The 13588-nt window shown below is 69.9% G+C and carries 12 protein-coding genes and 1 pseudogene; 6 read left to right on the plus strand and 7 right to left on the minus strand.

Annotation, left to right across the window (positions count from 1 at the left end; translation table 11 throughout):
• Both AB0C30_RS00005 and AB0C30_RS00010 read right to left on the minus strand, forming a co-directional pair.
• Positions 1-371, minus strand: a pseudogene (locus tag AB0C30_RS00005) (hypothetical protein); the annotation flags it as partial.
• Between the two features lie 59 nt (positions 372-430).
• A complete protein-coding gene (locus tag AB0C30_RS00010; protein ID WP_357937802.1) occupies positions 431-1411 on the minus strand; it encodes an LLM class flavin-dependent oxidoreductase in 981 nt (326 codons plus the stop codon).
• Between the two features lie 202 nt (positions 1412-1613).
• On the opposite strand from AB0C30_RS00010, the gene AB0C30_RS00015 reads away from it, so the two are divergent.
• Positions 1614-2165 carry an RNA polymerase sigma factor gene (locus AB0C30_RS00015; protein ID WP_357937805.1) on the plus strand — a complete coding sequence of 184 codons (552 nt, stop codon included), beginning with the start codon at positions 1614-1616 and terminating at the stop codon, positions 2163-2165.
• Between the two features lies 1 nt (position 2166).
• On the plus strand, positions 2167-3183 hold the full coding sequence (locus AB0C30_RS00020) for a CU044_5270 family protein (protein WP_357937808.1): 1017 nt from the start codon (positions 2167-2169) through the stop codon (positions 3181-3183).
• A gap of 116 nt (positions 3184-3299) precedes the next feature.
• On the opposite strand, the gene AB0C30_RS00025 is transcribed toward AB0C30_RS00020, so the two are convergent.
• Complete coding sequence (locus AB0C30_RS00025) at positions 3300-3971, minus strand: ribonuclease HII (protein WP_357937811.1); 672 nt, start codon at positions 3969-3971, stop codon at positions 3300-3302.
• 12 nt (positions 3972-3983) lie between these two features.
• Positions 3984-4919 carry a LysR family transcriptional regulator gene (locus tag AB0C30_RS00030; protein ID WP_357937814.1) on the minus strand — a complete coding sequence of 312 codons (936 nt, stop codon included), beginning with the start codon at positions 4917-4919 and terminating at the stop codon, positions 3984-3986.
• Positions 4920-4998: 79 nt separating this feature from the next.
• Here AB0C30_RS00030 and AB0C30_RS00035 point away from each other — a divergent pair, with 79 nt between their 5' ends.
• The 3 genes from AB0C30_RS00035 (at position 4999) to AB0C30_RS00045 (ending at position 10350) form a co-directional block, all read left to right on the plus strand.
• Positions 4999-6285 (plus strand): pyridoxal phosphate-dependent aminotransferase, encoded by a 1287-nt coding sequence (locus AB0C30_RS00035; RefSeq protein WP_357937817.1) that lies wholly within the window; start codon positions 4999-5001, stop codon positions 6283-6285.
• A 141-nt stretch (positions 6286-6426) separates the two neighbouring features.
• A complete protein-coding gene (locus AB0C30_RS00040) occupies positions 6427-7074 on the plus strand; it encodes a GNAT family protein (protein ID WP_225302219.1) in 648 nt (215 codons plus the stop codon).
• 252 nt (positions 7075-7326) lie between these two features.
• Complete coding sequence (locus AB0C30_RS00045; protein WP_357937820.1) at positions 7327-10350, plus strand: BTAD domain-containing putative transcriptional regulator; 3024 nt, start codon at positions 7327-7329, stop codon at positions 10348-10350.
• A gap of 285 nt (positions 10351-10635) precedes the next feature.
• Here the strand turns inward: AB0C30_RS00045 and AB0C30_RS00050 are convergent, their stop codons facing one another.
• Positions 10636-12045 carry a methyltransferase gene (locus AB0C30_RS00050; protein WP_357937823.1) on the minus strand — a complete coding sequence of 470 codons (1410 nt, stop codon included), beginning with the start codon at positions 12043-12045 and terminating at the stop codon, positions 10636-10638.
• A gap of 144 nt (positions 12046-12189) precedes the next feature.
• Between AB0C30_RS00050 and AB0C30_RS00055 the strand changes: the two genes are divergently transcribed.
• The gene (locus AB0C30_RS00055) at positions 12190-12534 is read left to right on the plus strand and encodes a hypothetical protein (protein WP_357937826.1); all 345 of its coding nucleotides are present in this window, start codon (positions 12190-12192) and stop codon (positions 12532-12534) included.
• Here the strand turns inward: AB0C30_RS00055 and AB0C30_RS00060 are convergent.
• Both AB0C30_RS00060 and AB0C30_RS00065 read right to left on the minus strand, forming a co-directional pair.
• On the minus strand, positions 12488-13078 hold the full coding sequence (locus AB0C30_RS00060; protein WP_225302223.1) for a TetR/AcrR family transcriptional regulator: 591 nt from the start codon (positions 13076-13078) through the stop codon (positions 12488-12490). The genes AB0C30_RS00055 and AB0C30_RS00060 overlap by 47 nt on opposite strands.
• A gap of 26 nt (positions 13079-13104) precedes the next feature.
• The gene (locus AB0C30_RS00065; RefSeq protein ID WP_357937829.1) at positions 13105-13587 is read right to left on the minus strand and encodes a GNAT family N-acetyltransferase; all 483 of its coding nucleotides are present in this window, start codon (positions 13585-13587) and stop codon (positions 13105-13107) included.
• Between the last annotated feature and the right edge of the window lies 1 nt (position 13588).

Consider the following 13588-nt stretch of genomic DNA (forward strand, 5'->3'; position numbering starts at 1 on the left):
AGCCCGGACTCGATCGGCTGCGCGTAGTGCTCGGCGACTTTGCGGTCGGGGCAGATGACCAGGACCGAGACGTCACAGCCCAGCATGAGCCACAGGGCGGCGGCGTAGTGGGCGAGCTGCCGGGGATCCTTGGACTTGTCCTGCTGGATCTCCACGATGATGGCGTGGACGGGCGTTTGTGGTGGGCCCAGCACGAGGACCAGGTCGGCCTCGATGTCGTCGGAAGGGCGGGTGTTGAAGGTGCTCGTCTCCCGCCGGATCAGCGGAGTGGCGGGCAGGTCCGCCCCCAGGAAGTCACGCAGGATCTCCACCGCCAGTTGAGGGCGATCGGCGAACAGCTTGATGAGAGTGTCATGTCGGGGGGACGGCATGACACTCATTGTTACATCACGAGCACGTAAAGTGACGATCATTCGCCTCCTTTCGGCCCTCAGCCGGTGACCTGAGGTAGCACCTCTTCCCCGAGGCGACGGATGTTCTCCAGAGTGCGCTGATGGTCGCCGATTCCCTCGACCATGAGGATGAGGTGCTGGATTCCGGTGGCTTCCGAGGTGCGCAGGATCGACTCCACGCAGTGGGCCGGTGAGCCGACCGGGTGGACGCGGGTCAGGAAGTCTGCGTATGCCGAAATATCCCGTGATGGTGGTTCTCTGTGGTCCACCGGTACATAGCCGGCCAGGCCGGGCGTCAGCCAGCGCGGCAGGGACTCCTTCAGCTCGTTTCGGGCTTCGGCGGTGGAGTTCGCCACGTGGGCGACGGCAGCTGCCACGTGGGCTTGAGGCGTTCCCCCGTGAGAGGCGTACATGGCGATCATCGCGCTCTTCTGCCGATCGTCGATGTGCATGCCGAGCAGCATCGGGAGGCCGCGCTTCGCGGCCAGTGCCACGGTCGGCGGCGAGGTGCAGGCCAGGACCGGGCGCAGCCTGGCCGGCGGGACCAGCGGCACTTCACGGAAGCTGAAGAACTCCCCCGCCGCCGACACCCGCTCCCCGGAGAGCGCGGCGAGCAGTACGTCCAGCGACTCCTCGAAGCCCTGCTCGAAGCGCTCCAGCCCGGTGCCGAACACCTCCAGGTCCACCCACGGGCCGCCCCTCCCGACGCCCAGCGTGAAGCGGCCGTCCGACAGGTGGTGCAGCATGGCCGCCTGTTCGGCCAGGGCGATCGGATGCTGGGTGGACAGGACGCTCACGGCGGTGCCGAGGCCGATGCGGCTGGTCCTGCCGATCGCCACAGCCGCCAGGGTGGTGGCGGAGGGGCAGACGCCGTAGGACATGAAATGGTGCTCGGCGATCCAGGCATCGGCGAACCCGGCCTCCTCGGCCGCCACGATGAGGTCGAGGGCGTTCGCCAGCACCTGCTCTGATTTCTGGTCCGGAAATCGGGCCACGATCAGAAAAATCCCGATTCTCATCCCATCGATGATGGTTGATTCTTCGGGGTCGGAACACTGTTCAGGGCGACGAGTAGCTGCCATCGGTCTTCCAGGCCCCGGCCGGGCAGCCGGGTTCGTTGTGGCTGTGGTGGGGCTCGGGTACGGGCTGGAGCCGGATGGAAAGTGAATCGCGTCAGCGGGTGATATCCCATGACCGCCATCCGCTGACGAAAGGCTCCAGATGACAGCGGCACGAGTCGAAGGTTCGCCGGAGGAGTCGCTCGGCGACTTCCCTGGCATCTTCGACACCTACTTCGAGGAGATCTTCAGGTATGTCGCCCAACGCCTCGGCCCGGCCCAAGCCGAGGACGTGGTAGCGGAGACATTCCTGGCGGCGTTCCGTAAACGGGAGCGCTATGACTCCACCAGGGCCAGCGTCCGGACCTGGCTGTACGGCATCGCCACCAATCTCGTCGGCAAACAACGCCGATCCGAGGTCAGAGCGTTACGTGCCAGACAGCGGCACGGCCCCGGAGCCGACTTTCCCGGACCTGAGGAGCGTGTGACGGACCAGGTCAGCGCCCAAAGCCTGCGACCGGCTCTCGCCTCGGCCATCGCCTCACTCGGACAGGGTGAGCGGGACGTGCTGCTGCTCATGGCTTTGGCCGGATTGTCCCACCAGGAGATCGCCGTCGCGCTCGGCATCTCGTACGGCACGGTCGGATCTCGGTTGAGCCGTGCCAGGACCAAGCTTCGCGCCGCTCTGGGTGGCGCCAACCCCATGGAGGCATAGCGTGGACGAACTGACCCCGCAGGAGCTGACCTCGGTTCGCAGCCTGTACGACGATCTCCCCGCGGACCCGTTCGCCAAGGCCAGGGTCGAAACGAGGATGCGGGCACGTACCAGACGTCGGCTGCCGTGGAAGGCCGGCGTGGTGGGACTCACCGCCGCCGCCGCGCTGGCCGCCGCCATCGTGGTCGGCCCCGCCCTACGCACTGATGAGCAGCCCACGCGAACCGCGCTTTCCGGCCATTCGATCCTGCTGGCCGCCGCGACCAAGGCCAAGTCGGCTCCGACCGGCGAGTACTGGCACGTCAAGCGGCTGTACACGATCCGTCCTGACAAGCTGCACGGCAAGAACGGCAACACGTACCGACTGGAGAGTTCGCGGCTGGTCGAGCAGTGGGTTTCGGACGACGGGCGGGCCTGGACGGGCCTCAAGGAACTGCCCGCGCGCCCGCTTGACCAAGCAGCCTGGCGCCGTGACGGCGCTCCCACCGAGTGGAAGGTCGAGGACGGTCGCTTCTCCACATCGGAGGGCGAGAGCCGGCTCACGCCCGTAAAGGAGGGGGGACGGTTCCGGCTCGCCGGTGAGGACCTCACCCTTGAGCAGGTGAAGGCACTGCCCGCCGCCCCCGCTGCTTTGAAGGAGCGGGTGCTTCAGGCGATCAGGGCCGGTGTCGACGAAAAGAGCTTCGTCGACGACGGTCTGCCGATCACGTTGGCTTCGCTGCTGTACGAGTTGCCGGTTTCGCCGGACGTACGGGCGGCGGCCTATCGGGCGCTGGCCGACTTGCCGACGGTCACCGTCGAGGAGGGCGCCAAGGATCCGCGGGGCAGGGCGGGTGTCGCGGTCACGTTCCCGATCCAGCACGACAAGCCGACCCGGGGCCGGCTGATCGTCGATCCGAGCACGTCGATGGTGCTGTCCTACGAGGTCACGCACGCCTCGGGTATGGGGTCCAAGGCTGAGGTGGTGCTGGCCGCGGGCTGGACGGACGCGGAGCCGTCGCCTCCCACCGCCGAGTAAGCCGAGTAAGCCGAGTAGGGAGTCACCTGTCACGCGAGGGTCACTGGTTTCGCGAGTCGATGCGCGGGGGCGACCGACTCGCCGGACCGTCTGTGATTCCCACCCGCTGCACGCTACTAACCGAAGAGGCTCGCCTGCCCCTCACCCACCGCCGGGTCCCGGTGCCTCTTGAGGTGGCGCCAGCGGGGCAGATCGTCCAGGTACGACCACGACAGCCGATGATGCTCTGTAGGCCCCAGCCGGGCCAGCGCCTCCTGGTGCACCGGTGACGGATAACCGGCGTTGTCCGCGAACCCGTACTCCTCGCACCCGATCGTCCCCATGTACGCGTCACGCCGCACCTTGGCCAGAACCGAGGCCGCCGCCACCGAGATGCTGGCCGAGTCGCCCTTGACCTCCAGGCGTACCGGCCACGGAGCCCCGATGTAGTCGTGCGAGCCGTCGAGGATCAGCGCGTCGGGCCGCACGGGGAGGGCGGCCAGGGCGCGGCGGGCGGCGCGGCGCAGGGCCTCCGTCATGCCGAGCTCGTCGACCTCGGCGTGGGAGGCGTCACCGAAGCCGATGCCCACAGCCCAGGACTCCAGAGAAGCGGCCACGGTTCCGCGCTTGGCGGCGGACAGCTGCTTGGAGTCCGTCAGCCCGGCGGGCGGGTCCGACAAGTCGGTGATGACGGCGCACACCGTCACGGGACCGGCCCACGCGCCCCGGCCCACCTCGTCGAGGCCCGCGACCGTGGTCGTGCTGCGCTGGGAGAGCAGCAGGTGCTCAATGTCATAGGTGGGCGCCATGGGCACCAGACGTTATCGCTCCGCGAGCGATACCGGATCCAGATCGGCGGCGAGATAGCGCGCGGCGACGTGGATGGCCCGCAGCGTCACCGACACCGACGGCCGGTGGACGCTGGAGCCGCGCGCGACGGCCCGTACCTCGCGGCCCACCGGATTGCCGGGGAACTGGCGTACGGCGATGCCGCGCACGCCGGCGGCCAGCGCGAGCGCGGGCACGGCGGCGATCCCGATGCCCTTGGCGACCAGCGACAGGATCGTGCCCAGCCCTTCGAACTCCCACGGCGTCGGCCGGGTACCGCCCACGTCCACGAAGAGCCGGTCGACGGCGAGGCGCGACGGCTCCCCGTCCGGCGTGGCCATCCACGGCTCGTCACGCAGCTCGCGCAGGTCCAGGGGCACCTCGGGGTCGGCCAGCCGGTGCTTGCGCGGCACCACCAGCACCAGCGGGTCGTTCAGCAGCGGGAACGTCCGGAGGCTGTCGCTGTCGCCGACCCGGCCGTACCAGTCGTCGACGAGCGCGATGTCCACCTCGCCCGCCTGCACCTCCCGCATGCCCCGCCCCGACCGGCTCTGGCCGAGCCTGAGCGTCAGCTCGGTGTAGCGGCGCAGCGAGCGGGCCAGCGCGGGCGCGAACGCGACCGCCGCCGTGGGGAAGGCGGTCACCACCACTCGGCCGGACGGCGTGCCCGCGTGGGCCGAAAGGTCGGATTCGGCCTCTTCGACCATGGACAGAATGCGTTCGCCGTGGATCACCAGGCGGCGGCCCGCGTCGGTCAGCTCGGCGCTGCGCGCGGTCCGGTCGATCAGCGCGGTTCCGGTCTCACGTTCGAGGGCCGCCAGCTGCTGGGACACGGCGGAGGGACTGTACCCCAACGACTCGGCGGTCGCCGAGATGCTGCCCCGACGGGCAAATTCGCAGATCAGCACCAAGCGCCGCAATTCGAGCATCGGACTTCCTTCCGCCCACCCACAAAAAGCCTCGCTTGTGGTGATGCCTTCATCCAACCACGCTGGGAACGTGACAAACATGACGGTTACCCTCTCCGCCACTCTGGCGACCAACGAAGACATCGAGCGAAGACGGCGCGCCGGGGAACGGGTGCTGCACCTCGCGTTCGGTGAGGCCGGCCTGCCCGTCCACCCGGCGCTGCGCGACAAGCTGGTCGCCGCATCCGAGCGCAACGGCTACGGGCCGGTCGCGGGGGCGGCCGACCTACGGGACGCGGCGGCGGGCTACTGGACACGACGGGGGCTCCCCACCGACCCCGAACTGGTCGTCTGCGGCCCCGGCAGCAAGTCACTGCTGTACGGCGTGCTGCTGGCCATCGGCGGCGACATCGTCCTGCCCATGCCCAGCTGGGTCAGCTACGCGGCGCAGGCCGACCTCGTCGGCGCCCGTCCGATCATGGTCGCACCCCCGCAGGGACAGGGCGGCGTACCGGATCCGGAGCGGGTGACCTCGGCCGTGCTGCACGCTCGCGCCCAGGGCCGGACCGTCCGCTCGGTGCTCGTGACGCTGCCCGACAACCCCACCGGACGCCTCGCGCCGCCGCAGACCATCCAACGCCTGGTGGAGGTCGCCCGCGAGCTCGACCTGTACATCATCTCGGACGAGATCTACCGGGACCTGCTGCACGACCCCCTGCTTCCGTTCACCTCGCCCGCGGACCTGGCGCCCGAGCGCACGGTCGTCACCACCGGGCTCAGCAAGAGCCTGGCGCTGGGCGGCTGGCGGATCGGCGTGGCCAGGCTGCCCGACGAGGCGTACGACCTGCGCGCCAGACTGCTCGCGGTGGCGAGCGAGATCTGGTCCGCCCCGGCCGCTCCCGTGCAGGAAGCCGCCGCCTACGCCTTCACCGACCCGCCCGAGCTGGTCGAGCGCATCCTGCGCAGCCAGCGGCTGCACGGGACTCTCGCCCGCGCGGTACGCGACAGGTTCACGGAGATCGGCGCGTCGGTGCCCACTCCCCAGGGGGGGTTCTACCTCTACCCGGACCTGAGCCACCTGCGGCTCGGCGGCTCGGCGGAGATCACCCGGCTGCTGCTCGAGGAGCACGGCATCGGTGTGCTGCCCGGCCACGCGTTCGGCGACGATCCCACCGCCGCGCGGGTACGTGTCGCGGTGAGCCTGCTCTACGGGGACACCACGGAGGAGCGGCTGGCCGCGCTGACCAGCCCCGATCCGCTCCAGCTGCCGTGGATCGCGGCCAATCTGGACCAGCTGTCGATGGGCTTGACAGAGCTCTCGCTGGCGCGGCTGAGCCCGGTGCGTGAACGGCACCCGGCGCTCGTGCCGACGCCATGTCACAGTTAGGCGAAACTTTGTCCACGGGCCGGTGCGGAGACCCCGCAATCGGCCCGTTGACCTGCATGAATACCCAGGTTGCAACAAGCTGCAAAGAATGGTGGGCGAGTGCTGTTCTCTCCCATACCGAGCAGCCTCCATCATGTGCTCATGCCCGCTCTTGTCACCTTGTCCGGGCGCCTCGTGCGCCTGGAACCTCTCAGCCTCGCGGTGATCGACGACCTCGTCGCCGCGGCGAGTGAAGACCGCTCCACGTATGCCTTCACCCGTGTCCCGGCCGGCCGGGACGAGATGGTCTCCTATGTGGAGGCCGCACTGGCTGAGCAGGCGGAGGGCCGCACGCTGCCCTTCGCCGTCCGGTGGCTGAACACCGACCGTGTGGTCGGTGCCACCCGTCTCATGCACCTGGAGTACTGGCAGGGCCCCATGCCCTGGCCGCCGGGTACGCGGGGCGCGGTGGGCGAGGTCCCGTCCGTGGCCGACATCGGTTACACCTGGCTGGGCGCCTCCGCCCAGGGCACGGGTGCGAACCGGGAGAGCAAGTACCTGATGCTCTCGCACGCCTTCGAGACGTGGAACGTCCACCGCATCACGCTCAAGTCAGACGTACGCAACAACAGGTCCCTGGCCGCGATAGCCGCCTTGGGCGCGCATTTCGACGGGATACGCCGGGCGGAATGCAGGGGCGCGGATGACACTGTCCGAGATACGGCGTACTACTCGATCCTGAACTCGGAATGGCCCGGGATTCGAGAACGCCTGGCCCAGAGGCTTGTCCTCGCGGCCGAGGCAGCATAAGGAAGCATCCGTGAAGGCCCCGCCATACGGCGGGGCCTGTGTCTTGCTTGTCCTATTTATGCCAGTGTCATGGCCGCCCCCGCGTTATCGGGGCCATGCCGCTGTTGACCCTCAGCATCCGCCGCGTGGCTCAACACCCGATTAAAGGCCGATCAACGCTTCGGTTAACGAATGGGCGGATGCCTATCTGTTGCGCAAGGATGGACCTATCATTTGGTAACAAATCTTTCCATTGCGTTGGAGACAGGCGACATGACTGGTCAGAGCGGCGAAGGCGGGCTGAGGTTCGCCGTGCTCGGCCCCGTCCGCGCGTGGCGCGATGGCCAGGAACTCGACCTGGGCACCCCGCTGCAGCGCTCCATTCTCGCCATGCTGCTCCTGCGGGAAGGCCGTGCGGTTACCCCGACCGAGATGATCGACGCGGTGTGGGGCGAGGACGCGCCGCCGCGAGCCCTCGGTGCGCTGCGCACGTACGTCTCCAGGTTGCGCACGGTCCTGGAGCCCGGCCGGGCGGCCCGTTCGCGGCCCGAGCTGCTGACCTCCGTCGGCCGGGGGTATGCGCTGCGGCTGCCCGACGATTCGCTGGACCTGACCCGGTTCGAGCGCGGCATCCATGAGGCCGAGGCCGCGCGCCGGGCCGGCAGGCCGCGGGAGGCCGCCGATGGTCTGCGGGCCGCGTTGTCGCTGTTCGAGGGCGAGCCGCTGGCCGGGGCCGTCGGGCCGTACACCGAGCATCAGCGTGACCGGCTGGTCGAGCGCCGGATCAGTGTGGTCGAGACGCTCATGGACCTGGACCTGGAGCTGGGTGAGCACGCCGCGGTCGTGTCCGAGCTGATCGCGCTGACGGGCGAGCATCCGCTGCGTGAGCGGCTGCGCGCCCAGCTGATGCTGGCCTACTACCGGTGCGGCCGGCAGGGTGACGCGCTGGCCGTCTTCACCGAGACGCGCGATGCGCTGATCGAGGAGCTGGGCATCGAGCCCGGCCCCGAGCTGACCGCGCTGCACCAGCGCATCCTGAGCGCCGACCCCACGCTGGCCGTGACCGAGGTGGCCGAGGAGGAAGCGCCGGAGGAACGGGCGCCGACGCTCGAACTGCCCCGCCCCGCCCAACTGCCCGCCGCCGTGAGCGACTTCACCGGGCGCATGGACATCGCCGGGCGGCTGCGCACGCTGCTGTCGTCGAAGCCGGCCGAGGGCGTGCCGGTGGCCGCGATCTGCGGGATCGGCGGGGTGGGCAAGACCACCCTGGCCGTGCACGTGGCGCACGCGGCCGACGACCTGTTCCCCGACGGTCAGCTGTACGCCGACCTGCGCGGCTACACCGACGAGGCGACCGGGCCCGAGTCGGCGCTGGGCGCGTTCCTGCGCGCGCTGGGCGTGCCCTCCGACGTCATCCCGGAGCGGCTGGCCGAGCGGTCCGCGCTCTACCGGTCGCTGCTGGCCGAACGGCGCATCCTCGTACTGCTCGACAACGCCCACAATGCCGAGCAGGTCGTCCCGTTGCTGCCCGGTTCGTCGGGCTGCGCGGCCATCGTCACCAGCCGCCACAAGCTGGCCGATCTGCCTTCGGCCCGGCTGTTCGACCTGGACGTGATGGACCCGGACGAGGCCCTGACGCTGTTCGCCTCGGTGGCCGGGACCGAGCGGGTGGCGGCCGAGCACGGCGCCGCCATGGACGTGGTCGCCGCATGCGGGTTCCTGCCGCTGGCCGTACGGATCGTGGCGGCCCGGCTGGCCGCGCGTCCCTCGTGGACGGTCGCCTCCCTGGTGCCCAGGCTGACCGACGAGCAGCGCCGCCTGGACGAGATGCGGGTGGGCAACCTGGCGGTCGAGGCGACGTTCGCGCTGGGCTACGGGCAGCTGGACACCGCCCAGGCCCGCGCGTTCCGGCTGCTGTCGCTGCCCAACGGGCCCGACTTCTCGGTCGGAGCGGCGGCCGCCGTACTGTCGATGAGCGCGTTCGCCAGCGAGGACCTGCTGGAGTCGCTGGTCGACGCCAGCCTGCTGGAGGCGCCCGCGCCGGGCCGTTACCGCTTCCACGACCTGCTCAAGCTGTTCGCCCGGCGGACGCTGGAGAAGTCCGAACGGCCGCAGGCCCGCACGATGGCGCTGCGGCGGCTGCTCGGGTTCTACCTGGCCTCCGCCCAGTCGGCGCACCGGCTGGCCTATGAGGGCAGCATGATCGCCGACAACCTCCAGGTGGACGGCAGCGGGCTCTCCTTCAACAGCGTCAACGAGGCCGTCGCCTGGCTGGTCGCCGAGGGCGACTCGCTGTTCGCCGCGATCAACCAGGCCGCCGCCACCGCCCGCGCCCCCGAGCCGCTGCTGCCCGCCGGTGACCTGCTGGTGGCCATGGAGCCGCTGCTGGAGTCGGGCACCCACACCCGTGAGTTCGACCAGGGCACGCGGGCCGTGCTGGGCACCGCCACGCGCATCGGCGACGCCGGGAGCGAGCTGCGAGCCCGCTACGTGCTCGGCCGGGTGCTGTTCGCGAGCAACAAGCTCACGCAGGCCGAGGAGCAGTTCAGGATCGTGCACGAGCTCTCGGTCGCGCGCGCGGAGAAGGTCGTCACCGGCGAGGTGATGAACGCGCTGGCCGTCGTCGTGGGCCGGCAACGCCGCCATGCCGAGGCGCTGACCTGGTTCGAGTCGGCCATGCGCTGGTATCGCGAGAACGGCGTACCGGCCGGCGAGGCCCTCGTGCTCAGCTACTCGGCCCGCGACCATCTCGGCCTCGGCCGCCCCGAGGACGCGATCGCCGCGGCGGAGAAGGGCCTGGCCATCTTCACCGAGATCGGCAGCGGCGCCGGCACCGCCCGCGCCCGCTACCACCTGGGCATCGTCCTGTCGCGGGTCGGCCGCATCACCGAGGCCGTCCACCACCACGCCGAGTGCCTGGCCTTCTTCCGGGCCAGCAAGCAGCGCGTGTGGGAGCAGCGGGTCTGCTCCCGGCTCGCCGAGACGTTCATCGCCGCCAAGCGCTACCCCGATGCCGTACGGCACGCGGAGGAGGCGCTGGTGGTGTCGAGAGAGATCGGCCATCCCTATGGCGAGGCGCTCTCGCTGATGGTGCTCGGCGAGGCGCTCGAAGGTCTGGGCAGTGCCACGAGGAGTCACGACTGCCTACGGCAGGCCTTCGAGATCTTCTCGCTGCTCGGCGCTCCCGAGGCGGACGACCTCAAGGTCCGTCTCGACAAGGCCACGATCGTTGGTTCCAACATCGAGCCGGTCGTCACTCCTGTCGTCGATACGGTCGCCGGTCCCGTCGAGCCCTGAGTACAGCTCGTCGTCCAGACGTGTCATCCACACATGGTTGATCAAGGCTGTCCCTTTGGGAGTCACGGATCCCCCGTGATGCGTGCCTGTGGCGCGGATTGCTAGCCCGGCCGGCCATCTGACCGTCACGCGTCGCTAGGGGGCCCGGTTATCCGGATGCTCCGCGTAACGGCTAGCCGCCTCACATCGACGACCGGCCGGACCCGACACGAGCCTCGAACCCCCCGGGCTCGTGTCTTGGTGAGAAGCCTCCACCCGAGGGGTCAACATCCGATCAACGGCCGATCAAAGCAGGAAATAACCCTCGGCGATGAGCGGCCGGATGGCGTCGGGGTGCAGGATCTCCCCATCGCCGACCAGCTCGGCGATGACGTTGAGCAGCGGGCCGAGGGCGAGGTCGCCGTCGCAGACGCCCGCCAGGGCCGCCTCGACGGTGCCGACCTCCCTGCTGCGGCGTAGGCCGTCCGTCTGGCGCAGCACGATGCGTATGGGGTCTTCCGCGCCCGGCAGGCCGATGCGCTCGTCCAGCAGGCCCGCCACGGTCCGCAGGTGGGCCGAGTCGAGGAACTGCACCCGGTGGGCGGTCGCGATCGAGTCGAGCACGCCGTCGACGTAGTCGCCGACGGGCAGCGTGACCTGGTGGGTGAGCTGCTCCACGCGGACCACCGGGTCGAGCGTGCCCGCGTTGCGCATGGTGATCCAGCCGAAGCCGATGCCCCGCACCTTGTGCTCGTCGAACCAGGCCAGCCAGCGGTCGTAGTGCTCGGTGTAGCCGGGGGTGCCCTGTACGGCGGCGTCCCGCAGCCACAGCTCCACATATTCGGCCGGGTCCTGCACGTCCCGCTGGACCACCCAGGCGTCGCAGCCGGTCTCGCCGAGCCAGCCGCCGACCCGGTCGCGCCAGTCCTCGTCCGCCACGTGCAGCCAATTGGCCAGGAAATGGGCCTGGCCGCCCGGATTGAGGAAGCGGGGGGTCTGTCGTACGAGATCGCGGCAGAACGCGTCTCCGTCGGCGCCCGTCTCGCGATAGGTCAGCTCGCCGCCGGGCGAGATGACGAACGGCGGGTTGGAGACGACGAGGTCGAACAGCTCCCCCTCGACCGGCTCGAACAGGGAGCCGGCGCGGGCGTCCACCCAGTCGATCCCGGACAGCCGCCAGCTCAGCCGGGCCAGCTCCAGCGCGCGGGGGTTGAGGTCGGTGGCCACGATCTCGTCGACGCGGTCCGCCAGGTGCAGCACCTGTACGCCGCAGCCCGTGCCGAGGTCGAGGGCCCGGTGGACCGGGCGGCGGGTGACGAGCTGGGCCAGGTTGGCCGAGGCGCCGCCCGCGCCCACGACGTGGTCGGGGCGCAGCGCCGGGTCGCCGGGCCGTACCTTGCGATCGGAGACGACGTAGCCGCCGGTCTCCCAGGGCTGGAGGTGCACGGTGGCGCGTACGTGCTCGCCCTCGGCGGCGACCAGGCCCGACGCGAGGGCCTCGTCGAGAACCTCGCCCGGGAACCGCGCGGCCGGAACGGCGGCGCCGAGCCACCAGAGCCGGATCAGCGCGGCCAGCGGGTCGTCGCCGGCCGTGGCGCGCAGCGCCGGGACCAGCTCCTCACGGGACAGGGCCGAGGCCGCCATGACGCCCAGCCGATCGCGGACGCCGTCGATCGAGTAGCCGGTCTCGAGGAGGTGCTCGCGCAGTCGTTCCACGAGACCATCCTTTCACCGCAGAATCCCGCGCATGATCCGATACCCACAGTAATCATACTGTTACCGAAACGTCCAAGCGTTTTGCAAGTGGGCCACGATATCTCTATGAAGACCCACGCTCGGTGTTAGAAGAGGAGCGGATCAATGCAGATCCCTTGCCTGGCCTGCGAGTCCCGTTTCTGGCCCGACGACTACTTCCGCGCCTGCTCCGACTACAACCGCGGGCTGGACCTGGTCTCATGGACCTGCCCCAGCTGCGGCAACCGCGACGACCTGCGAGTGCTGCCGGGAGAGCTGGGATTCGGCTACCCCTGCCGGGGCCGGTTCGACGTGCACGCGCGGGTGCGCGTGCCAGGGCTGCGCAGGCAGCGTGGCGATCTGCGCCTGGACATCTCGCTCGACGCGGCCTGCTGGCGCGTGCCATCGCGGATCAGGCCGCTCTCTAGCGCTGCCGCAGGCTCTGCCAGGCGGCCTCACCGAGCCCTTTGATCTCCTCCTCCGTCGGCGTGTGGGCGCCGGCGAACCACAGACGGCACATCTCCTGCGCCGGTCCGAGCCACAGCACGTAACACATGGTCGGGTGTACGACCTGGAGCCGGCCGTTCTTCATGTGCGGCCGCCACCAGTCGGACACCTGGCGGAAGAAGGCGCGCCTGGCCTCCGCCACCTCGGCGCCACCCGGCTCGTTCTTGCGCGGCGGGCGCTCGCTGACCAGGAGTCTCGCGCGCTCCGGGTGCTCACCGGCCCACCGCATGTGCAGCGCCACGACGGCCTCGATGCCGTCGCGGGCCTCCTCGTGGCTGACCAGCTCGGCGAGGAAGGCCGCCTGATAGGCGGTGAGGATCTCCGCGTAGAGGACGCCGAAGACGTGTTCCTTGCTGGCGAAGTGGTGGTAGAAGCTGCCGACGCTTACGCCGCTCTCCTCACGGAGGCTGGCCAGCGTGGTGGCCGACACCCCGTCCTGGCTGAATCGGCGCAGGGCACCGTCAATGATGCGGGTGCGTCCGTCGCGTCCGTTCTTGGCACTCTTCACACTGTCAATGGTGGAGCAACAGAACCTTATTCCGCAAATACCTCCGCCCGTTGGATCGTAGCGGTCACCTCGACCGATCCGGAAGTCACCTTCATCTGAGCGTCCGGCCAGAGCCTGCGGATCATCCGGAGCACCCGCCTGTTCTCCCCCAGTACGTCCATGCCGACCGTCTTCGCGCCCCGCACCGCGGCCCTGAACAGCAGCACGTCGATCAAGTACGGCCCGAGCCCTTTGCCCTGCCACTCGTCGGCGACCACGACGGCGATCTCGACGTCGGCCGCGCCGCCCCGGTAGCTCATGGCGTGGCCGATGATCTCGCCGTCCAGGGTGGCGACCAGGGCGTCTCTGTGGTCGTCCAACGCGATGAGCACCCGCACCATGCTGGCGGCCGGGGTGCCGATGCCGGTGAAGAAGCGCAGGGTCTGCGTGTGCAGGGACAGCCGGGCGAGGAAGCGCCGGAGCCGTTCGGCGTCGTCGGGCCGGGCGGGCCGGATCTGAGTTCCGAGCATG

This window comes from Nonomuraea sp. NPDC048901 (genome assembly GCF_040649695.1).
In the GTDB taxonomy this organism is placed as follows: domain Bacteria; phylum Actinomycetota; class Actinomycetes; order Streptosporangiales; family Streptosporangiaceae; genus Nonomuraea.